This window comes from Bacteroides sp., from assembly GCF_030151085.1.
In the GTDB taxonomy this organism is placed as follows: Bacteria; Bacteroidota; Bacteroidia; order Bacteroidales; family Bacteroidaceae; genus Bacteroides.
Map to the genome: position 1 here is coordinate 1 of NZ_JASLER010000096.1, position 25,229 is coordinate 25,229.

Consider the following 25,229-nt stretch of genomic DNA (forward strand, 5'->3'; position numbering starts at 1 on the left):
GCAAAGCATGGTGAAGGGCGAGTCGTGTACAATGTATGTCGCCAATTGATGGCAGCGTGTTCCCATGCTCATAGGTGAGTAATAGACGGCGCGCCAATCTTGTTTGGTAGCATTGCGCATCGCTCCCGGCGTATAATCTACCGGTCCAGCCATCATGCGGATGTAGGGGAAGGTGACGTCGTAGAGCGGCATATTGTTCTTGGCATCCGTCCACTTCACTTCTTCCATGCCGAAGACACTTTCGAAGTTGATGATATTGGGATATGTACGGTTGATACCTGTAGGCTTGTAGATGCCGTGCAGGTCGAGTGTCAACTTATGTTTGGCGGTGGCTTCGGCAATGCGATAAACCATTTCGACGGCCGTCTGGTCGTCACGGTCGAGGAAATCGACTTTGAAACCTTTGATGCCCATGTCGGCGTACTTCCGGCAGGCGGCTTCGAGCTGAGTGTCCAATACATTAAATACAGTCCAAAGGACGATTTCTACTCCTTTTTGCTTTCCGTAAGCAATCAGTTCGGGCAGGTTCAGCTCGGGGATAACGGTCAGCATATCCCCACTTTTCGGTTCGTACCAACCTTCATCGAGTACAATGAATTCGATGCCGTTGCGGCTGGTAAAGTCTATATAATATTTGTAGGTATCCATGTTGATACCTGCTTTGAAGGGTACGCCTTTCAGGTTCCAGTCATTCCACCAGTCCCAAGCTACTTTTCCGGTCTTTATCCACGAGGTGTCACCTGTACGATTGGGCGAAGCCAAAGCATACACCAGGTTGTTGACGGGCATATCCGTATCGTATTCTGTTACAGCGAGCACACGCCAAGGATAAGTACGGGCACCTGTAGTGCGGGCGATAAAATCGATAGTTTCGGTGACATATTCCTGCCGACGCCAAGGATAGAAGTCGGTTTTGGCAGGGTAGGGGGCAAAAACGCCTTTCAAAGAATAAGTAGATGAACCGGGAAGCACAAACATTCCCGGATAAGCCTCTAAATCTGCTTCCAATAGTGTCAACTTTACTTTTCTACAATCTATCGTTGCAGGCAGGAAGGCTAGCTTTTGCTGTGCTTTTGATAGTGGAGCTACATCGTAGATGTTTTGAAAAGCCATTGCCATAGGATTCTTGTCATTCGTTGTATACGAAAGATAGGCAGTGTTGTCTTGGTTGAAATTGAATTCAGCCACTTCCTCTTTAAGGATCACTTCCTTCTTCTGTGTAGTGTAGAAGCGATAAGCTACTCCTTCGTCGTAGGCACGGAAAGCTACCCCGAAGCCATTTTTCAGCTTCAAGTCGAGTTCGTTGCATGTGGCAACGAACTCCTTGAAGCGGTAGAAAGGAGATTCTACGTGATCGCTGATCTTTTTCCTTTTAATACCTGTTACCTGAGACTTGTTTCCTATGGCAGTTCCATCTGCCAAAACTAATCCTATATTAGAAAAAGAGAGAATTGTATCTTTTTCGTGCATCACCTGGTAAGCTAGTCTGTCATCAGTACTGATTTCTATAGTTAACTTACCATCGGGTGAAGCCAGTGCATATTTCTTTCCTTGTATTGCTCCGAATGAAGTATGCCCGGAGAAGACGAATAAGGAAATAATGATAAGCCTGAGAGAGAGATTGTTTTTCATAATGCGGTTAATTCTGTTTTATCTGTTGCAAAATAAGCGAAAAAAGAACGAACGGAAGGACTGAATAATATAATGTAATAAAAGAATAGTCCAATATACTCTACCAGATAGCTTTCGTAAACGGTATTTGGACTATTGCTTTATTGGATGGATTATTTTTGCATGGGTACTCCATGTTAATAGGAAAGTTTCTCATAGTTAAGCGGAAAGATGCTACTCCTTAATCCCAAAGTTTCTTCGATTAGCTAGCAAAGTATAATCAAAGGCTCTGTTTATATAACCAAAGGCTTTGATTATATAACCGCAAGTTTTGGTTTTATAATCAAAACTTTTGGTTATAGATTATGATACGGGCAAAAGAACTTTCTGCTTAACCTCAAGGAGTTTTCATCTTAATAGAAAGAAACTTTTCTATTAACATTGAATACTATCTCTGTTTTAGTTTGAATGTTGCGATACTAAAATAGTCTAATTGACCCAATAATAGTCTAAATCTGGTTTCTTGTTGTGTAGGTTCGACTATTTTAGTATCCTTATAGATTATTGTTTCATTCTGTTAATTTCTAATTCCTTTCCTTTGCCACGTCGCTAATGCTAATGAACTAAAAACATATATATAATGATGAAGAAACGACTGTCCTTCCTTTTCGGTAGCATTGCCCTCTTGGGACTATCGGCTTGTAACGATGCTTACGTTCAGCCCGATGCTCCGATTAAAGAAGTTCCTTTTACTCAAGTTCACCTGAACGATAATTTCTGGACACCACGCATTGAGATCAACCGCACGGTTTCTATTCCTTCCGCCTTTAAAGAATGTGAGAAGAATGGTCGCTTTGATAATTTTGCTATTGCCGGCGGTCTGATGAAGGGTGAACATCGTGGTGACTTCTCTTTTGACGATACCGATCCATATAAGATTATAGAAGGAGCTTCTTACTCACTCGCTGTGAAGTATGATAAGGTATTGGATGCTTATCTGGACAGTGTTATCACCCTTATTGCTGCTGCTCAGGAACCCGACGGATATCTTACTACCTGCGTTACGAATAAATGTACACGCCTTTCGGGATGGTGGGGAACACATCGTTGGGAGAAAATCAACAGCCACGAACTTTATAATAGCGGCCATCTGTACGAAGCAGCCGTTGCTCACTATCGCGCCACCGGAAAACGTTCGCTGCTCGATGTCGCCATCAAGAATGCCGATCTTGTTTGCCAGGTATTCGGTCCGAACGAAGGGCAGAAACATGTTCCTTCCGGACATCCCATTGCCGAAATGGCACTTGCCAAATTATATAAGGTGACAAACGACGAGAAATACCTCAAGATGGCTAAATATTTCGTTGAAGAAACCGGTCGTGGAACCGACGGACACCGCCTCAATGAGTACAGTCAAGATCACAAACCCATTCTGCAACAAGATGAAATAGTAGGTCATGCCGTACGTGCCGGATATCTCTTCTCAGGTGTAGCCGATGTGGCTGCCTTGACGCACGATAGCGCTTACTTTAATGCCTTGAGCCGCATTTGGGAGAATATGGCAAGCAAGAAACTTTATATAACTGGTGGTATCGGCTCCCGTCCGCAAGGCGAAGGTTTCGGTCCCAATTATGAGTTGAACAACCACACTGCTTATTGCGAAACTTGTGCCGCCATTGCCAATGTCTATTGGAATCACCGTATGTTCCTGGCTACAGGCGACGCTAAATATGCCGATGTATTGGAACGTGCACTTTATAATGGAGTGATCTCCGGCGTATCGCTTAGTGGTGATAAGTTCTTCTACGACAATCCCCTTGAGAGTATGGGTCAGCACGAACGCCAACATTGGTTCGGCTGTGCTTGTTGCCCGGGCAATGTAACCCGTTTCATGGCTTCCGTACCTTATTATATGTATGCCACACAAGGTAATGACATTTACGTCAACCTTTATATTCAGAGCAAGGCCGATCTCAACACAGATACTAACAACATAGCTTTGGAGCAAACAACGGACTATCCTTGGGACGGTAAAATATCTATCTCCGTAACTCCCGAGAAAGAACAAGAGTTTGCTTTGCGTCTCCGCATCCCCGGCTGGGCACAGGATGCCCCTGTACCTACAGACCTTTATTCCTATATCGATAAGGCAAACGCTTACACTATCTCAGTCAATGGAAAGAAAGTAAATGCCAAACAATACGACGGTTATGCCACCATTTCCCGCGCATGGAAATCCGGTGACGTTGTGGAAATCAATCTCCCGATGGACGTGCGTCGCATCAAGGCTAACGATAATGTAGAGGATGATCTTGGTAAACTTGCCATCGAACGCGGTCCCATCATGTTTTGCCTCGAAGGTAAAGATCAGGCTGATAGCACCGTCTTTAACAAATTCATCCCTGATGGGACACAGATGAAGGCTGCTTATGACGCCAATCTGCTGAATGGAGTAATGGTACTTAACGGTACTGCCCGTCAGATAGAGAAAGACGGTAATGTGAAAGATGTTCCTTTCCGTGCCATTCCTTATTCTACTTGGAATAACCGTGGCGCTGACCAAATGGTCGTATGGATTCCTGCTTCTGCCGAGTATGCCCGTGCTATTCCCGAACCTACCATTGCGAGCAAAGCACGTACTTTGATGATACAGGCTCCTATCCAAAAGGACGCTCCCGAATCTGCCTCAGTTGAAACCTGGGCATGGGGTGTGAACGACCAATGGGAACCGAAACGCTCGTCGGATATCTCCAAACCTTACCATTACTGGTGGTTGAAGAACGGAACGACCGAAACACTAGTTTATGACTTTGACCAGCCCTATACCGTTTCCAACGTCCAGATTTACTGGCTCGACTTCGATCATTATGATGGAGATTTCCGAGTGCCGGAGAGCTGGAAACTATACTATAAAGATGGTAAAACGTGGAAAGAGGTAGAAGCTCTTACTCCATATACCGTGAAGAAGGACTGCTATAATAGTATGGACTTCAAACCGGTAAAGACGACAGGACTGAAGATAGCCGCCCAACTCCAAAAGGGAGTTTCGGGAGGAGTGATTGAATGGAAAGTTAAATAAATATATCAACCTTTTAACAAAAAGATGTAGTATGAAAACACATGAAAACCAAGCCTTGGTAAGCAAAGCTTTACTCAAGGCGACAGCTTGTCTTTTCCTTGCGGCAGGTATCGGCATTAGTCCGGTCTTTGCAACTTCGGGAACGGCGGCTACAATGAAAACCGAAATTGTGCAGCAACAGACTGTTACAGTTACCGGTGTAGTAAAAGACAAAAGTGGTGAGCCTATTATTGGTGCCAATATTCTTGAAAAAGGAACAACGAACGGTGTTATTACCAATATCGATGGTGAGTATACGCTGAAAGTGAAAGGAGCAAACTCCGTTTTAGTAATATCTTACATTGGTTATAAGAGCCAGGAAATAGCAGTAGGCTCTCAACGGAAGATCAATGTAACTTTGGCCGATGATACTGAATTACTGGATGAAGTAGTAGTTATCGGTTATGGAACGCAAAAGAAGGGTGATGTAACGAGTGCTATTTCTAGTGTGAAAGCTGAAGATTTCTTAGTAGGTAACTTCAACAATGCAGGTGAATTGCTGAAAGGTAAAGTGGCTGGTTTAACAATAACCAAACCTTCGGGTGATCCTGGTGCAGGTACTGAAATCAGTCTTCGTGGTATTGTTTCTGTATCGGGTAATGCTTCTCCATTGGTACTAATCGACGGTGTCCCTGGTGAAATGGGTACCGTTCCTCCCGAAAATATAGCTTCAATAGATGTATTAAAAGATGCCTCTGCAGCCGCTATCTATGGTACACGTGGTGCTGGTGGTGTCATCCTTATCACTACCAAGACTGGTCAGCGTGAACAGAAAGCAACTGCCACTTATGCTGGTTATGTGTCTTTTTCGAATTGGGCAAAGAAAGCCGACTTTATGACTGCTGAGGATATTCGTGCAGGCAAAACACAATACAATGATGAAGGTTACGACACAGATTGGCTTGATGCTGTAAGCCGTACGGCCGTTACTCACAATCACAGCTTTACTATTCAAGGTGGTTCCGCTTCAACCACTTATTATGGTAATCTCTCTTATCGTAGTGCAGAAGGTGTGATGAAAAAAACAGGCAATGAGGATTTGAGTATGTCATTTGATGTAAGTCATTGGATGCTCAATAATATGTTGAAGATAAACTTAAATGTTGTTACAGACAATTATAAGTATGAGGTAAACGATCCTACTTATATCTATCGCCAAGCTGTAATCCGTAATCCTACTTCTCCTATTTGGAATGAAGATGGTTCGTATGCAGAACGTTCTTTATTGCAATACTACAATCCCGTATCACTGCAGAACGAAAATACGGGGGAATCAAAATCACAGAGTACTCGTATGACAGGTAACATTACGTTTACCCCTATTAAAGGTTGGGATACTAACTTAATGTTGGCTAGTCACCGTTCAACGGGTAAAACGGGCTCATACAACACTAAGTATCACACCACTACCGCTATTGGCAATCTAACGGGTGAAGCAAGTCTAAGTGATTATCACGATCGTACCGATTACTTGGAATTGACTTCTAAATATCGCGCAACATTTGCTGACAAGCACCGTTTTGAAGGTATGGTAGGTTACAGTTGGTCAAAGAATACTTATGAAAAGGCTGGTATGTGGAATGCCAATTTCCCGACTGATTACTTTAGCTACCACAATATAGGTGCCGGTGAATATCTTACTGATGGTAAGGCTTCAATGAGTAGTTCGAAAACAGAGTCGACTTTGATTGGTACGTTTGCTCGTATTAGCTATGGTTTTGATGATCGTTATAACATTTTGGCTTCTGTTCGTTATGAAGGTTCTTCCAAGTTTGGTGCCAACCATAAGTGGGGTGCTTTCCCTTCTGTTTCTTTAGGTTGGAATATAATGAATGAAGAGTTTATGGAATCAACCAGTAATTGGTTGAACAATTTGAAACTCCGTGCTGGTTATGGAGTGACAGGTGTAATTCCAGGCGATTCTTACCAATCTATCGTTCGCTATAGTTACTCAGGCGGTAACTATTACCGTGATGGAAAATGGGGTAAAGGATTGAAAGCATTATCAAATGCCAACCCTAATTTGAAATGGGAGATTGCAAAAGAATTCAATGTCGGTTTGGACTGGGGTGTATTGAATGAACGCTTGGGTGGTTCTGTAGACTTCTATATAAAGAATACCTCGGATATGCTTTATAATTATGCTGTACCCAGTCCCCCTAACTTGTATACTTCTACCCTAGCTAATGTAGGTAAAATGCGTAACTCTGGTATCGAAGTTATGATTCGTGCTATTCCTATTCAAACTAAAGACTTTGAATGGAATACTACCTTGACAATGCAGCACAATGCCAATAAACTGGTAAGCCTTTCCAATGACCTTTATCAGACTGAGAACATTATTTGGTTGCAAGGTGTAGGTGATCCCGTGACTCAGTATACCCATAAAGTGGAGGTAGGCAAGAGCTTTGGTGAAATCTATTCACTGAAAGCAGTAGGTGTATCTGAAAAAACAGGTATGTTCTTAATTGAGAACCCCGAAACAGGTCAGGCTGCCGAATTTTATCAGGAAATGCGTAACGACCGCGACAACTGGTATCAACGCATGGGTAATGGTATTCCTAAAATCTCTATGGGATGGAATAATACATTCCGCTATCAGAACTTCGATTTAACTATGCAGTTCACTGGTCAGTTTGGCTTTAAGATTATCAACCAGCAGCGTGTATTCTATGAAAACAACGCCCATGCTTACAATAAGTTGAAATCAGCAGCCGATGCAATTGGTGGTATTCGTTCGCTCTCGACACAGCAGTCACAGGTAGTAACCAGTTACTACATTGAAGATGGTGATTATTTTAAACTAACCAATATGACTTTGGGTTACACTTATGATTTTAAGAAAAGTGTTTATGTAAAAAGCATACGCTTATATGGTAGTGTAGACAATCTGTTTACAATCACTAAATACAAGGGATCTGATCCGGAACTCGGAAGCAATGACTTTTGGACCGCCGGAGTAGACAGTCGTGATAAATATCCTACTGTACGTTCATTCACTGTAGGTCTGAACGTAACTTTCTAATCTCATTAAAAGCAAAATAATTATGAAATACAATACGATATTTAAGAAAGGTACTATCGGTATGTTATTTGCCGGTTCAATCCTGTTAGGCAGTTGCACTGATTTGAGTGAAACCTTATATAGTGAGCTTCCCGGTGATGGTAGCTACGAATTTACCGAAACTGAGATTGCGGCTCAATATGGTGTAATCTACGACCGTTTACGCGATATGTACGATGGCTGGGAAGGTTACATGGACATTAGCCAAGAGTGCGGTGACTTGATTATGACTCCTTACCGTACTTATGGAGGATGGGGTGCACAGTATGTTTCATTGCACAAGCATGAATTCCATCCTACCATCAATCATCTTTACCGTCCTTGGTACTCTTGTTATCAAGGTATAAACTCTTGCAATCAGTTGCTTGACGATGAGGCCATCAGCAGTAATGACAGAGCAGTAGCCGAGTTGCGTACTTTCCGTGCGCTATTCTACTACGTATTGTTCGATTTGCATCGTAATATTCCTGTAACGACTACTTTGAAACTCCCAGCCGACTATATGCCGAAACAGGAGACTCCGCAGTTTACTTTCGATTTCATTGTGAAAGAAGTAGAAGAGTCGAAACCATTGCTCACCAAAGAAGTGGAAAAAGGACAGCTCAATTACTATGGTGCCTGCATGCTGCTTGCAAAGATGTATCTGAACCATGATGCTTGGTTCCCCGATGCTCCTGATAATAAATACTACGGTTTGGCTATCGAGCAAGTGAATGAAGTTATCAATGATGGCGCTTATACACTGGCTACAAGTTATCGTGAGCCTTTCTCCGTAGCGGGTAGCAAGGAAAATATATTCGAATTGATGTATAGTAATAAATATGCCGGTCATGGTACGAATCATTTCTGTAAATGGTTTCCCGCTATCTGCAAGGACGTATTTGGTGTTTCGTTCGATCCTTGGAATGGTAGTGCTTGCGTACCGCAGTTCCTTGATACTTATGATAAAGATGACACCCGTAAGGCTGATACTTGGAAATGGGGTGTTCAACGTGACCAGCAGGGTAATATCCTATATGATAATGGTAAAGAGGTAAATCTTACTCCCGAAGTATGGGCTATTGAAAAACCGGGTGCAGGTGATTATCAGGGTGCCCGTTTATGGCTCTATGAAATTCAACCGGGTAACATCGGTACTAGTGATGACAATGTGCCTTTCTTCCGTCTGACAGATGCTTACTTAATCAAAGCAGAATGTTTGCTCCGTCTGGGCGGATATAATGGTGAGACAGAGCAGGATGCAGCAGATATCGTAACGATGATTCGTCGTCGTGCATTCAAGAACAATCCTGAGAAGGCAGTTCGTACTGTTGCCCAACTGAAAGGAGGCAGCGTATACGATTACGGATTGCGTGAAACACAAGGTACACTTGATGATGATAAGAACCTTACTGATATTGAAGTTATTACTACTCACGAAGGCGGTGATGATATCATTCTTGGTGGTTTGCTTGATGAACTGGCTTGGGAGTTTGTGTATGAACACCATCGTCGTCAAGATCTTATCCGCTTCAAGATGACTAATGGATGCAATGTATTCAATGGTAAGTCATGGTTCGGCAAGAGTGCGAACACTAATCCGAACGATCACCATTTGGATATCTTCCCCATCCTGCAGGATAATCTGGATGCCAATCCTAACTTAGTTCAGAACCCTGGTTATACAACCGCAAAATAAAGAACCATGAAAAATAAATTAATCTATACACTGATAATTTGTGGTGCGTTGTTTATGACAACCGCTTGCAGTGAAGAATATACAGATGCTACAAGTATGCATGTATACGGTCCGAATGAGAATCCGCCGGTAAAAACAGATGAAAAGGGAACTGTAACAAGTGCCTTTGATAAGAAAGCAGGCGATCCTGTTCCTGCTGCTATTAATATAGAAGAATATGAAACAGTCATACAACAACAACTCGGTATGACAGTAAGCGAACTGATGAGTGCTATTGAAAGCGGAAAGGTGGCTGTTTGTCCCATCAATGCTTCGCGTAATGTATGGAACAAAGCAAAAGCCAATGTGGAAGGAAAGAAATATGGTTGGTATGTTAATAAGAACGGTAATGTATGTGAGGCTGATGATAAATCCTTGTATGGTATCATTGAATTCAATGCTGCTGCCAAATGTTTCAACTTTTACCCCGACGGAAATGCCGGTGGTGCAGCTTCGGTAGAATTTGGCTTTGCCCTCGAAGGACCGAACTACAATACTGCTGTTCGTTTCGTTATGGCTTTGACTGTATTTGATAAGAGCTTCATCATTCAGGATGTGACGATTCCTGCCGGTGACTATAGTGCTTATTCATTGACATTCGAGAGTGTGGCTGAAAATATCAATTATGTATTTGGCATAACTCCTGCCGCATTGGTTGCAGCTGTTTCTGATGGCACAGTAAAAACCTATATGATGAATCTTGGAACCAACGCGTATGTTTGGGATGGTACTTCTACTGCCAATAACGGTGGTTACTGGTGTACTGCCAATAATGAGATTTGTACTTGGGGGGCAGCAGGTTTCTCTTTCTTCATTGAACCTTGGCTGACAGAGGAAGATAGTCCTGCCTGCATGGCTATCGGACGTGCTCCGAGTATCGCATCGGGAACCACAATGATGATTAAATTCGGTTTGGCTACACCCGATAAACAGAAAGCAATGTCGTTCTTATTGAATGCAACTTTCGAGTAATGCCTTATTTAAAACTTTCTAAAACAATATAATATGAAAAGCAATATACGACACTATTTCTACCTCACAGCTATGTTGATGGCTGTCAGTGGAACATCGCTTCTCACTACTTCATGTGCGGATGACGATATGTCAAAACGTGCAGCCGATTATGATCCTCGATATAAAGGTGCCATTACAGGTATGGAGGCCGATTATGCGGTTGAAGCTGAAGACAAGACTTTGGAAATAGACTTTAAAAGTGATATGGACTGGGCTGTTGCCATTGTGGATGCCGAAGGTAATGCCTGTTCATGGGCTAGTGTATCACCTGCTGAAGGCAAAGCAGGTGAAGAACTGAAACTGACTGTGACCATGGAGGAGTACGAAGACACGGCCAAAGATCGTTCTGCTACTGTTACGATCTCTACCGTGAAAGGTCAGTCGCAAGCTATCAAATTGGTTCAGAAGTACAAAGTATTGTATCTGAAACCTGCTGAAATTCAGGATTATGCTAAATACACTTGTCCCGGTGTGGGGAATCCTCACTTTGAACAAGGTCCTGAATATATGCTTCGTCATGACAGCTACTATTCATGGCATCGCATGAAACAGAGTGAACACTTCTTTGTTTTTTGGTCGCCCGAGTTTGGAAGCGATCCTAATTCTTCGGAAAATCATAGTAGTGGTATGTGGGTGGATGTTGATGATTTGCTTCAGAAAGCCGAGCAATATTTCAAGACTAATATTAATACTCTCGGTATGGCTACCCTTGGAGCGGATAAATCTATGCTTGATGACTATAAAATGCAGATTTACTTGATTTATCAAGACGAATGGCTTGCTACTGGTTCTGGTTATGATGACAAAATAGGTGCCCTTTGGGTGAATCCGTCTACTTGTCATCCTGTAGGTTCTACTATTGCTCACGAAATAGGTCACTCATTCCAATATCAGGTTTACGCTGATAAAGTGAACAAACAGGGGGCTCCGGCTGATTTACATCATGGATTTCGCTATGGCTTTGGTCCAGATGGTGCTGGAGGTTGTGCTTTCTGGGAACAGTGTGCACAATGGCAGGCTCAAATTGATTATCCCGAAGAAATGTTCGGCTATCACCTTGATGTGTGGAAGAAAAACTACCACCGTCACTTCAATCATGAATGGATGCGCTATGCAAGCTATTGGTTGCAACACACATGGGTAGAGAAGCATGGTATCGATGCTTATGGACGTATCTGGCGTGATTCGGAATTTCCAGAAGATCCACTACAAACTTATCAACGTGTATATTGCGGTAATAATCAGAATGTTCTTTATGCAGATCTTTATGACTATGCTTCACGTATGGTATATTATGACTTAAAGTTTGCCAATAATGATAAAAAACCGGTGACTGTACCTGCTAATTTGAAAGGGGATTACAGCACTGACTTATACAAGGTGGGTGACCTCAAATATCAGGTAGGTTATGCGAGCTGTCCTGGAACTACTGGCTTCAATGTTATCAAAATGAAAGTACCTGCTGCCGGTACTACTGTTTCTACCACAATTAGCGCCATCACTCCCGGAAGCGCTCTTGCCAAAGGGGATAAAGGCGAACAGGTGGACGGAGATGGAAAAGTTGTAGCTAAAACTACGACCTACAACGCTTCAAATAATACTTCATCCAACTATCGTTATGGTTATGTAGCTATAGTAAATGGTAAACCGACCTATTCAGAAATGAGTAAAGGTACCAAAGGTACGGCTTCTTACCGAGTACCTGCCGGTACTAAAGAACTTTACTTCGTAGTAATGGCTGCTCCCGATGAATATAACCGTCAATACTGGAATGATAAAGAAGCTGATGATGAGCAATGGCCCTACACAATTGCGTTGAGTGGTACTGATGTAGAAAGCTATAATGACATAATTGAAGTGGTACTTGATCCGAATGCTACTCCTAAGAATGTAGAAATGACTATTAATGTGCGCGGAACGGCTGAGGCATCCTATGAATTTGCTAGCTACAACATCGCTTACTACGATAATGCAGCTATTTGCCATGCTTTTTGTCTGATGCCGGAAGATATAGCTGCGATTCTACATCATAGTTCTAAGGGATTGGCCGAAGGAAAAATATGTATGCGTTTGAAATTGCCTAATGGCACTTATAGTTACGAAGACAATAGTGGTGGTGAGTTAGGTGGATTCTGGTGTAATGCTGCTGGCGAACCTCAAGGATGGGGTAAAGAAGCTCGAACTTATACCAAGGCTCATACAATTTACGACATGGAAGTAGGCTTTATGCCAGGTGCTATCACTGCTGGACAAACTTATCCTCAAGTTGTTGAACTTGTTTATACCAAGAGTGGAAAAGAATACATTGCTACTCTTAAGTTCAATTTTATTGTAGAGTAGTATAAGGATTCGCTTGTCATTGATAATGGCAGATTTTGAATCTTATTTGAAAACTGTTTTGAATTTTATTCAACTCTTCTTCCTCAGAATAAGAATGTATGAAATTCAAAACAGTTTTAAACTTTTAAAACGTATAAGTGAATGAAATTTTCAAATTTGTTTGGTTTAATCTGTTTATCCTTGCTTTTTGCAAACTGCTCTGATGATTCAGAGACTATTGGCCCTTGTCCGGAAGTGCCAGAAGTTCCATTTCCTCTCATGTATCAAGTTGCCCAACTAACCATCAACACCGAAAACGCTGCGCCTATTGTGGGGAAAGATAAGAAAGACTATGTGAACTGCACCGTCATCATTGACTCTGAAGATGAAGAGTGGGATTATACAGGAACAGGACGCATTCGCGGGCGTGGAAACTCTACCTGGCTCTGGTATCCGAAGAAACCTTATCGCATTAAGTTAGATAAAAAGTCGGAAATACTTGGACTAGCCGCTGAAAAGGATTGGGTGCTTCTTGCCAACTATCGTGATCCGACCCAAATGATGAATAACTTCACATTTATTGTAGGTGAGAAGTTAGGTTTGCCTTATACTAATCATTCTCGTTATGTAGAAGTAACACTGAATGGTGAGTATATCGGACTTTATCAGTTAACTGAGCAAGTGGAACAGGGTAGCAGCCGAGTAGCGGTGGATGATGAACAAGGAATACTGATTTCGCTGGATGCGGATGACGGGCCGGAACTGAATCCGGATGGGGGAGATAATTTCTGGTCGACAATTTACCGGATGCCCATTTGTGTGAAATATCCGGAAGAAGCTACTACTGCACAATTGAAAGTGGTTCAGGATGACTTTGCCCAGTTGGAGCAGAGCATACGTGAAGGCAATTATGAGACAATCGCCCAACGGATGAATATTGCTTCATTCATAGATTATATGCTGATACAGGAACTTGTATATAATGTAGAAGTGGATGCTCCACGCAGCATCTATATGCATAAAGACAAAAACGGACTTTGGACCATGGGGCCACTTTGGGATTTCGATGCAGGATTTGACTTTGACTGGGGGACTATGTACACTGGACATAACTATTTCGCCAGCTACAGAGAACTTGTGTTGGGCACTGACCCAGTGAATCATACGAGCGGCTACCACGTGCCTAATTTCTTTACAGATCTCTTTAATAACAAGCGCTTTGTGAAAGAATACAAGGCACGTTGGACTGAGGTTAAAGGAAAAATCATGAAGGAGTATTGGGAAGAAATCTCTATTTATGAAGCGTCTTGCTTCTTCGCTATGGGACGTAATGTGGATCGCTGGCCCATTGATAAGAGCTATGCTGTGGAACTATCGCGCATGAAACAATGGTTAGAGAAACGCATTGACTATTTAGATACAGTAATCAAGGGGTATCCGGCAGGTACCAAGTAGGAGAATTTTTTATGAAACTTCAATTACTTAAACACTCTAATTAAGATGAAAATAAAACTGATTATACTATTTCTTACTCTTTTCGGAGTTTGTAACCAATCCAATGCTTGCGGAGAGTGCAAACAGGTAGTAGTCAAGAATAACGTACCTGCCAAAGCTAAGTACTTTGGCATTTCTGATGTCCGTTTGCTGGATAGTCCCTTTAAACACGCCATGGAGCTCAATGCACAATGGATGAATGAACTGGATTTAGACCGATTACTATCTAATTTCCGCAAGAATGCAAACTTGAAACCGAAAGCAGAACCTTACGGTAGCTGGGAATCAATGGGCATTGCCGGACATACACTAGGACATCTACTTACTGCTATGTCACAGCACTATGCTGCTACGGGTGACGAGACTTTTAAAACCAAGATAGACTATGTGGTCAATGAACTGGATTCTTGTCAGATAAACTTTGTCAACGGTTTCATCGGTGGAATGCCTGGAAGTGATAAAGTGTTCAAGGAAGTAAAGAAAGGGATTATCCGCTCTATGGGTTTTGACTTGAACGGTATTTGGGTACCTTGGTACAATGAACACAAGACGATGATGGGCTTGAACGATGCTTATTTGCTGGCAGGAAACGAAACAGCAAAGAAAGTATTAATCAATTTGTCCGATTATCTGGCAGATGTCATTGCTCCATTGAATGAAGAACAGATGCAGACAATGCTGAATTGTGAATACGGAGGAATGAACGAAGCCTTTGCACAAGTGTATGCCTTGACCGGAGATAAGAAATATCTTGATGCTTCCTACGCTTTCTATCATAAACATTTGCAGGATAAATTAGCGGAAGGAGTAGATGCTTTGCAAGGTCTGCATTCCAACACTCAAATACCTAAACTGATAGGTAGTGCCCGTCAATATGAACTGACCGGAAACCAACGCGATGAAAAAATAGCCCGTTTCTCTTGGGAAACGATCGTTCACCATCATTCTTATGCCAATGGGGGGAACAGTATGGGTGAATATCTTTCAGTACCTGACAAACTGAGTGACCGTCTAGGTAGTAATACCTGTGAAACATGTAACACCTACAATATGTTGAAATTGACCGGACACCTTTATGAGTGGACGAACGACGTGCAATACCTCGATTATTACGAACGGGCACTGTACAATCATATCCTTGCTTCACAGCATCCCGAAACAGGAAATGTCTGCTATTTCCTTTCATTAGGAATGGGCACACATAAAGGTTTTGGTAGTCGGGACAATAATTTCAGTTGCTGCATGGGTAGTGGCTTTGAGAATCACTCCAAGTATGGCGGAGCCATCTACAGCTATGTGCCTGGTGAAGAAACGATGAACGTAAACCTCTATATTCCCTCTGTATTAACGTGGAAAGAGAAAAACTTGAAGCTTCGTATGACTACTGATTATCCCGAACACGGTAAAATTATGATTAAACTTGAAGAAACATCGAAGCAACCACTTACTATCAACTTGCGTCGTCCGTCTTGGGCTACAGGTGATGTTGTTATCCGTATAAACGGCAATAAACAAAAGGTGCAAAGTACCCCCGGTTCATTTATTAGCCTACATCGTAAATGGAAAAAGAATGATGTGATAGAGTTAACATTACCTATGCAGCTCTACACCGTATCTATGCCCGATAATGTTGATCGCCGTGCAGTCTTCTACGGACCTACTATTTTGGCAGGAACCTTTGGTGAGGAAAAACGTAAGATGGGAGATATTCCTGTGTTTGTTTCGGAAGAGAAGAGTTTAACGAATTACATAAAGAAGGTTAGTGATACTCCCGTCAACTTTGTTACTACTCTGCCCGGAGGCCCTGATAACGTGAAGATGCTACCTTTCTACAAAGTGGCAGATGATAATCAAACAGTTTATTGGGATGTATATTCACCCGCCGAATGGAATGCTGTTGAAGAAAAACGCAAAGCTGAATTAGAACGTATTGCCGAACTGGATAAGATGACAACAGATTACATCGTTTTTGGTGAGATGCAACCCGAACGGGATCATAACCTCAAAGGTGAGAATACTCGTAACGGCGAAGGGTATCTGCGCAAATATCGTTTTGCTTACGAAAACGGCTGGTTTGCTTTTGATATGAAATGTGGTTACGATCAACCCATGAAACTTCTATTGACTTATTACGGAGGAGATAGCCGGAAATACACATTCGATGTAGTGATTGACGATTGGGTGCAACCGGTTAGCCTCACAGATACGACACAAGGATTTGTAGAACATGCTGTCAGCATTCCGCAGGAAGTGACACAAGGCAAAGACAAAGTGAGAATCATGTTCCGCGCTAATGATAAAACTCGCGTGAGCAATATTTATAATTGTAGATTAATGAAAAAATAATAATGAAGCTACCTATTTTCATATTTCTTTTGATAGGATTGTTAGCCGGAAGTTCCCTTTCGGCTCAACAGCCCGTTCTTCCTAAAGGTAAATCAATTTATATTCCTAAAGATTTGCAGGGTATGGACCTCAATAACCCTGAAAGTAAATGGAGTTATCATCGCATGGCTTGTACAGAGAACTTTGTTATTTTCTGGGAGAAAGGTTTTGGAAAAGATTTAGCAAATCCTCCGCAGCTGGAAGGACACAACATGCAGGTTGACTTGTCTAATTTAGAAGAGAAGTTAGAGCGTTTCTATCATTTTTTTCTTGATACGCTGAAGTTTAGTAAGTCTGGTTCGAAGTGCGATAAGTATCGTATGATGGTGATGTTGAACTATTCTTTGGAAGGAACTGCTTATGGCGGGGATTATGATGGTGAGATTGGTGCATTATGGATTGCCCCCAACCGGGTGCAGGATAAAAAGTTGAATTGTATTGCTCATGAACTGGGGCATAGCTTTCAGGCGCAAATATCCTGTGATGGTGAAGGAGAAGCCTGGGGAGGTTGTGGCTTCTTTGAAATGACTTCTCAATGGATGTTGTGGCAAGTTAACCCTGAATGGATTACAGATGAAAAATACCATTGGGATGCATTTATGAAATTGACGCATAAAGCATATCTACATTTGGAAAACATTTATCACTCTCCTTATGTACTGGAATATTGGGGAATGAAACGAGGACTGCCTTTGATTGCAGAACTTTATCGTCAAGGTAAAAAAGGTGAAGATCCGGTTGTTACCTATAAGCGTATGACGGGACTTAGTCAAACGCAATTCTGTGATGAAATGTTTGATGTTTATCGTCACTTCATTAACTGGGATTTCCCACGTGCATGGGAAGCAACTCGTCCCTATGCCAATAAATATACCTGCAAACTAAATCGTACCGAAGAAGGATGGTTTAAAGTAGCACCAGAGAATTGTCCCGAGAATTATGGTTTCAATGCTATCCCTTTGTCAATACCTGAAGCAGGGAAAACAGTGGAGATCACTTTTCAAGGCTTGACGTCTGGGGATGGATACATATCTATTCATAAAGATAAAGCAGGCTGGAGATATGGTTTAGTAGGAGTCACCAATGAAGGTAAGTCCATCTATGGAGAAATGAAACATAGTGTAAAAGGTAAAGTGAAATTTGCCACTCCTTCAAACGATAGGTTGGCACACCTGTATTTACTTGTAATGGGAGCCCCCTCAGACCATTGGATGAATCCCGATACTCAAGGAAAAGATGCACAATGGCCTTATCAAATAAAAGTAAAGAATAGTCAACCGGATTATTCTTACTGATTTTTTAGGTTCATTTAGAAAAATGTATTTATCTTGCGCTTTATTTTAAAATATTGAGATGAAATCGTTTAGCATTATACTTCTGAACTTACTGTTACCGATACTGTTATTTGCGGCGCCGGGTGACTTCCGATTTCGACGCTTCTCGGTGGAGGATGGTGTATCGTCTAACTCCGTGCGTGCTATTCTGCAAGATAAATATGGCTTTCTATGGTTTGGAACAGATGATGGGCTAAACCGCTATGATGGTACTACTGTAAAACTATACAAACTTAATATTCCCGGCTCGAATGAATATGTCTCTGCTTTATTCGATGCCGGCGAAAAAATCTGGATTGGTACAGATAGTGGACTGTATCTTTTTGATTATGAAACCGAAGCATTCACCTCTTTCTTAGTAACTACTTCCCGGCAGGTAAGCATTACCTGTACAGTGAACAATATCACAGAAGATAAAGATGGTAACCTATGGTTCTCTACTGTGGGGCAGGGAATATTCAGATACAGTCAGAAGAATAATATTTTGGAACAGTATGAGTTCAAAAGTGCTAACGGATTAATGGCGAGTGTAATGGTTGATAGTGAGAATCAGATATGGACCATTACCAATTGGGGGAGTCCGAGTGTAGCCAAATTGAATAAAGCCGAGAATAAGTTTGAACCATTCAATCTTCAATATGAGACTACCGGACATAATTCCAGTTCTTTAGCCATTCTGGAAGATTCGTCTCATACACTTTGGCTAGGGACTTGGGATTGTGGCTTGCAGAAGTTAGATAAGTATACCGGAAAGGTGACCACATACCTGCATCCTACTGGCTGTAAAGGGACCAAACATATCCATTCATTGATGGAATATGCACCCAATCAGTTGCTTATAGGATCGGATGATGGACTTTTATTGTTTAATATGGCTACCGGTGAGCATCAGTTGTTTACTGAGAATGAGTCAGATCCCAATTCCCTATCCAACCGATTTGTTTATCCTATTGTAAAAGATAGAGAAGGGGGCGTGTGGATTGGCACTTATTATGGAGGAGTAAACTACATTCCGGCCAATAACGGACAGTTCGAAAGTTTCGCTCACTCACGTTATTCCAATTCAGTCAGCGGGACTGTTATCAGCGGTTTCTGCGAAGATGCTCGTGGAAAAATCTGGATAGCCTCGGATGATGGTGGATTGAACTGTTATTCACCCAAAGATAAGCAATTTACCCATTACTTGCCTAATGAAAATTGTAACTGCTTATCTTATCATAATGTGCATGCGCTTTGTATGGACAATGATAATCTATGGATCGGTACGTATACAGGTGGAGTCAATGTGCTGAATACAAAAAATGGTGTTTTTAAGGTGTATTCCACCAACCAAGACGACCTTTCTACCTTGGATGGTAGTAGTTCGTATAGTATCTTCAAAGATAGAAAAGAAAGAATTTGGGTCGCATCTATGTCAGGAATCAACTTGTATAACCGACAGGAAGATAACTTTATCCGTGTAAAGACGCTTGGTGCGTTGACCATAGACATCGATGAAGATCGGGAAGGAAACCTTTGGTTTTCGACTCAGGGCAGAGGATTGTTTAAATACGATCCTGAAATGCAAATCTGGCAGAACTATACCGATACCGGTAAAGCCGGTGACTTGAAGAACAATCAGGTGAATTGCACCCACGTAGATAGTACTGGTGATATGTGGGTAGGAACTATGGCAGGACTTTATAAGTACAATGTCAATAAAGATGTATTTGAGCAAATTTCATTAGAAATCCCCAGCCGGAATATTTGTAGTATTATTGAAGACCAAGGTGTCTTGTGGTTGACCACCACTCGCGGATTAGTACGCTATACTCCTAAAGAAGGCAGTCAGGTATTTACTAAAAGCGATGGGTTGCAAAGCGAGCAATTTCTTCCGAATTCTGCATTGAAGGCTTCTGATGGGAAAATTTATATAGGTTCGGTAAGTGGCTTCAATGCCTTCTATCCTTATCAGATTAAAATGAATAAAGTGATTCCTCCGGTCGTTATAACCGGCTTGGAGGTTTTCAATAAGGAAATCAGAATTGGAGATGAAATACTGCCGAAAGCGCTGAATCAGATGGAACAATTAGATCTTTCGTACAAGGACAATGTGGTCAGTTTGCTTTACGCTTCGTTAAGTTATTGTACGCCGGAGAAAAACCGATATGCTTATATGTTGGTAGGTTTCGATAAAGACTGGAACTACGTAGGTTCGCAGAATAAGGCGACTTATACGAATCTGCCTCCAGGAACATATATCTTCAAAGTGAGGGCTACCAACAACGATGGAGTCTGGAACGAGGAGGAGGCAAATCTAAAAATCGTGATTCATCCGCCATTTTATTGGAATACATTCTCTAAAATACTATATTTCATTCTTTTGTGTATAGCTCTCACTTTCTTTATCCGTTTCCTGCTGAGGCGTTCAGAGAAGAAACATACGGCAGAGATTACTCAACTGAACGTAAATAAAGAAAAAGAGGTACATGAGGCGAAAATTAAATTCTTCACGATGATTGCACATGAAATTCGTACCCCTGTATCGTTGATTATAGGACCTTTGGAGAAGATCATGAAGTCGTCCATACAGATGCCGGAAGCGTTGCATAATGATTTGAGCATTATCGACCGCAATAGTCAACGGTTGCTGTTCCTTGTTAATCAATTGCTTGATTTCCGCAAGGTAGAACAGGAAGGTATGGTGATGAAATATACATCACAGAACATTTGTCAGTTGCTCGAAGCGGTATGTGTACGATTTAAACCTTTCATTACCCAACATGATGCACATTTGGAAGTAAAATATCCCGATGCCGATTTTACGGCAATGGTAGATAGCGAAGCCGTTACCAAACTGATAAGCAACCTGTTGACTAATGCCAGTAAATATACTAAAGATAAAGTAGTCCTGTCGTGTACAGTGCAGCCCGAGCAACATACATTTGCTATCCGGGTTACTGATAACGGAATCGGAATCAGCAAGGAAGAGCAGCAGAAAATCTTCAAACCTTTTTATCAGGCTATGGACAATAAACCCGGTACCGGTATCGGACTTAGTATCGTAAAGAGTATTGTAGAATTGCATAATGGCTGTATTGAAGTTGAATCTGAGGTTGGCAAAGGTTCTTCTTTTATTGTAACGTTTCCCATAGAACAGTCAGTTGCCACAGCGCAGGAAGGAGAAGCCCGTGTTATCAACTCTATGCTGCCCGAAGATATCTTACAGGAAAGCTTACCGGCATCTACCACTAGAAATAAACCTGTGATGTTGATTGTAGATGATAACGAAGAAATGCTGAACTTCCTTTCAAGTAGCTTCTCCAATCAATATTCCATCCTGACGGCAGAAGATGGAGTAGAAGCTTTGGAGAAGTTGAAAGAAAACGATGTCACTCTGATTGTGAGTGATTGGATGATGCCTCGTATGGATGGAGTTGAGTTTTGTAAGACACTACGTTCCGACCAGGCTATCAGCCATATTCCATTCATCTTGTTGACGGCGAAAACAGATCTCACCTCGAAGATAGAAGGCATGGATTGCGGTGCGGACGCTTATATCGAGAAACCTTTCTCTGTGCAATATCTGGAAGCGTGTATCAAGAATCTTCTCGATTTGCGTAACTTGTTGCGTCAGAAATTCTCTAAAATGCCGATGGTACCATTGAACAGTATAGCCAGCAATACGGTGGATAATAAATTCCTTACCCGCATCAACGAAATCATAGAAGCGAATTTCTCTAATCCTGAATTGACCGTTGACTTCTTGGCGGAACAGTTGTGCATCAGCCGCTCCGGACTATTTGCGAAGATCAAGACATTAGCCAATATTACTCCGAATGAACTGATTCAGATTGTACGCTTGAAGAAGGCTGCGACTTTGCTGACAGAAAATAAATACCGCATTAACGAAATCTGCTACATGGTTGGTTTCAATAACCCGTCTTATTTCGCGAAATGTTTCCAGAAGCAGTTTGGAATAAAGCCGGGAGAGTTTGTTAGTGCAAAAACGTTAGAAAACAGTTAGTTCTTGCATTGTAGTCTCTTTGAAAATCTTTATATTTGCGCCCGAATAGAGCATGAATTAATTAATTTAAAATAAAAGAGAACCAAATGAAACAGGATATGATTGTTATCCTTGACTTAGGTAGTCATGAAAATACGGTATTGGCTCGTGCCATCCGCGCGTTAGGTGTTTACAGTGAAATCTATCCTCACGATATCACAGTGGAGGAGTTGAAAGCATTACCCAACGTAAAGGGTATTATCATCAATGGTGGACCGTGTAATGTAATTGACGGCGTTGCCATTGACGTTAATCCGGGCATTTATTCATTAGGCATTCCCGTAATGGCTGCCGGACATGATAAAGCTACTTGTGCAGTGAAACTTGCTGCATTTACCGATGACATTGAAGCTATCAAGTCAGCAGTTAAATCGTTTGTTTTTGATACTTGCAAGGCTGAGGCTAACTGGAACATGACGAACTTCGTTAACGACCAGATTGAATTGGTTAAGCGTCAGGTAGGCGACAAGAAAGTGTTACTTGCACTTTCGGGTGGTGTAGACAGCTCTGTAGTGGCAGCTCTGCTTCTGAAAGCTATCGGAGATAACTTGGTATGCGTGCATGTAAATCATGGCTTGATGCGTAAGGGTGAATCAGAAGATGTAGTCGAGATGTTTGGCAATCAACTGAAAGCCAATCTTATTTATGTAGATGTAACCGACCGCTTCCTTGATAAGTTGGCAGGCATAGAAGATCCCGAACAGAAGCGTAAGATCATCGGTGGCGAGTTTATCCGTGTATTCGAAGAAGAAGCTCGTAAACTGGATGGTATCGACTTCTTGGGTCAAGGCACTATCTATCCCGACATTGTAGAAAGCGGAACGAAGACTGCCAAAATGGTGAAATCACATCACAACGTAGGTGGTCTGCCCGAAGATCTTCAATTCCAACTCGTAGAGCCGTTGCGCCAGTTATTCAAAGACGAAGTACGCGCTTGCGGTCTTGAACTGGGTTTGCCGTACGAAATGGTTTACCGCCAACCGTTCCCCGGACCGGGTTTGGGTGTACGTTGTTTAGGTGCTATTACCCGCGACCGTTTGGAAGCTGTACGTGAAGCTGACGCTATCTTGCGTGAAGAGTTCCGTATAGCCGGATTGGATAAGAAGGTATGGCAATATTTCACCGTAGTGCCTGACTTCAAATCAGTAGGTGTACGCGATAATGCCCGCTCTTTCGAATGGCCGGTTATCATTCGTGCCGTCAATACTGTAGATGCTATGACTGCTACCATCGAACCGGTAGAATGGCCTATCCTGATGAAGATTACTGATCGAATCTTGAAAGAAGTGAAGAACGTAAACCGTGTTTGTTACGATATGTCGCCGAAACCGAATGCTACGATAGAGTGGGAGTAGCCCCTATAAGTTCTGTTTGAATAAACGGAATCTTTACAACAAACATTTTTTCATTGCCTGTAACGTCAATATGTCTGCCATACAAGGCGTATTGATGTTGCAGGTTTTTTAATCCCATTCTGTTGGCTGTGACCTCGTTGCGCAGCTGAAGATTATTACTAACCGTAATTCCCCCTTCGCTCACCGATATACGAATGATTAACGGAGACTTCCGTGTACTGATATTGTGCTTGATGGCATTCTCCACAAGCATCTGTATACTTGCCGGTATTACTAACCGGTGACAATATGCCGGATTATCTTCTATCTCTACTTGTAGCGAATCTTCGAAACGTATGTATTCCAGATACAAATACGACTCTACAAATGACAGTTCTTCTTGCAGACTAACGTGCGGTTGCTCGTGCGTGGTGAGCAGATAGCGATAAACAGTCGATAGCTTTTTAGCGAATAGATTTGTCTTTTTAGGATCTTGATAAGCCAGTGAAGCCAATACATTCAGGCTGTTAAACAAAAAATGAGGGTTAATCTGATTCTTCAATACTTCGAATTGATACAAAGCCTTTTCCTTCTCAATTGTAGCCAACCGATTTTCTACATCAGCCTGCTGCAAGTGATAAAAGAAAATCTCTATTTGTAAAACAGCTATCCAGTTCCAAGGGATGACTGCCAAAACACTTTTCATGATGTCTGTTACAGGAATGTGGTCACTGAAAAACAAAATATTCAGAATAGCGACTAATGAAGTGGATGTTAGAGTTGTCAATGCAAGATCGATAAAGATTCTGAAAGCCTTGTTCCGGGTCTTCATCTTCTGATATATCACATTGATAATTCCAAAATCAATGAATCCAAGGACAATGCACAGGGGAAGGTTGATGAGAAACTGAAAGATGATATTCGTATATAGCGGCCGTCCACTGACCACATTGTAAATGCATTCGAAAGAAAACAATGAGATAGATATGGTCAGAATAAAAAGTACGATGTATTTTTTGTGTTTCATAATACCTCCCCATTCATCCATTTTAGATAATTGTCCACCCGGCTACGACTTACTGTTACTTCGTGCGGGCATTCGGGCGAGAATTGGAGCTTTAGCCGTCCTCCGAAATACTTGGACGTTTTGCGGATTGCTTTAATACTGGAGATGCAATTCCTCGACACCCGAAAGAATATACTCTTGTCCAGTATTGCCTCGAGCTGGTCCAATGTGTAGTTAATGATGTATCTCTTTCCGACTAATAGATGCAGATAAACATATTTCTCTTCGCTATAGAAAAAGGCAATCTCGCCGGCTTCCACATAATGGAAGTTGTCGCCTACCTGAATCAGAAAGCGGCTTTTTTTAGTAACTTTCAGGTATTCCTCTTTCAGTAACTTATATTGGGGCATAGCCGGGTATAGCATTTGATTGCGTTCGAACTTGCACAAGGCTGTTTCCAAGTCTTGCTCTTCAATGGGCTTCAGCAAGTAATCAATACCGTTTACTTTGAATGCCTTGATGGCATATTCATCGTATGCGGTTGTGAAAATCACAGGTATATCTACCGGGTATTGCTCGAATATTTCGAAGCTAAGCCCGTCGGACAAGCGTATATCGACAATGAGCAAGTCTATTACACTTTGTTTCAGTAACAGGACGGCTTGCTCAATACTGTCTGCCCAACCTACCAACAGATAATCCGGCCTTATGCTTTGTATCATTCGCTTCATCTCTTCGTAGGCAAAGCGCTCGTCTTCTATAATTAAATATCTTCTCATAAGTTATTG

At 41.9% G+C, this 25,229-nt stretch carries 13 protein-coding genes; 10 read left to right on the forward strand and 3 right to left on the reverse strand.

Translation table 11 applies throughout. The annotated features are described in order from the left end of the window. Positions 1-1,632 (reverse strand): glycoside hydrolase family 97 catalytic domain-containing protein (locus tag Q1W14_RS20755; protein WP_300704658.1); only part of this gene is annotated, 1,632 nt, incomplete at its 3' end. A 622-nt stretch (positions 1,633-2,254) separates the two neighbouring features. Here Q1W14_RS20755 and Q1W14_RS20760 point away from each other — a divergent pair. The 10 genes from Q1W14_RS20760 (at position 2,255) to guaA (ending at position 23,456) form a co-directional block, all read left to right on the forward strand. Then, entirely contained in the window at positions 2,255-4,690 is a 2,436-nt protein-coding gene (locus Q1W14_RS20760; RefSeq protein WP_300704700.1) for a glycoside hydrolase family 127 protein, read from the forward strand. A gap of 31 nt (positions 4,691-4,721) precedes the next feature. After that, positions 4,722-7,754, forward strand: a complete 3,033-nt coding sequence (locus Q1W14_RS20765) for a TonB-dependent receptor (protein ID WP_300704660.1) — start codon at positions 4,722-4,724, stop codon at positions 7,752-7,754. A 22-nt stretch (positions 7,755-7,776) separates the two neighbouring features. After that, a complete protein-coding gene (locus tag Q1W14_RS20770; protein ID WP_300704662.1) occupies positions 7,777-9,471 on the forward strand; it encodes a RagB/SusD family nutrient uptake outer membrane protein in 1,695 nt (564 codons plus the stop codon). Positions 9,472-9,477: 6 nt separating this feature from the next. Next, positions 9,478-10,482, forward strand: coding sequence for a DUF4859 domain-containing protein (locus Q1W14_RS20775; RefSeq protein ID WP_300704664.1), 1,005 nt, complete (start codon positions 9,478-9,480; stop codon positions 10,480-10,482). Positions 10,483-10,515: 33 nt separating this feature from the next. Then, positions 10,516-12,864 carry a DUF6055 domain-containing protein gene (locus Q1W14_RS20780; protein WP_300704666.1) on the forward strand — a complete coding sequence of 783 codons (2,349 nt, stop codon included), beginning with the start codon at positions 10,516-10,518 and terminating at the stop codon, positions 12,862-12,864. Positions 12,865-13,005: 141 nt separating this feature from the next. Beyond that, positions 13,006-14,298: a CotH kinase family protein gene (locus Q1W14_RS20785; protein ID WP_300704668.1), complete on the forward strand. Its 1,293-nt coding sequence runs from the start codon at positions 13,006-13,008 to the stop codon at positions 14,296-14,298. Positions 14,299-14,343: 45 nt separating this feature from the next. Further along, complete coding sequence (locus Q1W14_RS20790) at positions 14,344-16,683, forward strand: glycoside hydrolase family 127 protein (RefSeq protein WP_300704670.1); 2,340 nt, start codon at positions 14,344-14,346, stop codon at positions 16,681-16,683. A 2-nt stretch (positions 16,684-16,685) separates the two neighbouring features. Further along, entirely contained in the window at positions 16,686-18,017 is a 1,332-nt protein-coding gene (locus Q1W14_RS20795; RefSeq protein WP_300704671.1) for a DUF6055 domain-containing protein, read from the forward strand. 58 nt (positions 18,018-18,075) lie between these two features. Next, complete coding sequence (locus tag Q1W14_RS20800) at positions 18,076-22,062, forward strand: hybrid sensor histidine kinase/response regulator transcription factor (protein WP_300704672.1); 3,987 nt, start codon at positions 18,076-18,078, stop codon at positions 22,060-22,062. An 86-nt stretch (positions 22,063-22,148) separates the two neighbouring features. Further along, positions 22,149-23,456: a glutamine-hydrolyzing GMP synthase gene (gene guaA / locus Q1W14_RS20805; RefSeq protein WP_300704674.1), complete on the forward strand. Its 1,308-nt coding sequence runs from the start codon at positions 22,149-22,151 to the stop codon at positions 23,454-23,456. Here guaA and Q1W14_RS20810 read toward each other — a convergent pair. Both Q1W14_RS20810 and Q1W14_RS20815 read right to left on the reverse strand, forming a co-directional pair. Then, positions 23,437-24,462 carry a histidine kinase gene (locus Q1W14_RS20810; protein WP_300704675.1) on the reverse strand — a complete coding sequence of 342 codons (1,026 nt, stop codon included), beginning with the start codon at positions 24,460-24,462 and terminating at the stop codon, positions 23,437-23,439. The genes guaA and Q1W14_RS20810 overlap by 20 nt on opposite strands. Beyond that, a complete protein-coding gene (locus Q1W14_RS20815; protein WP_300704676.1) occupies positions 24,459-25,220 on the reverse strand; it encodes a LytTR family DNA-binding domain-containing protein in 762 nt (253 codons plus the stop codon). The genes Q1W14_RS20810 and Q1W14_RS20815 overlap by 4 nt, the downstream gene beginning before the upstream one ends. Between the last annotated feature and the right edge of the window lie 9 nt (positions 25,221-25,229).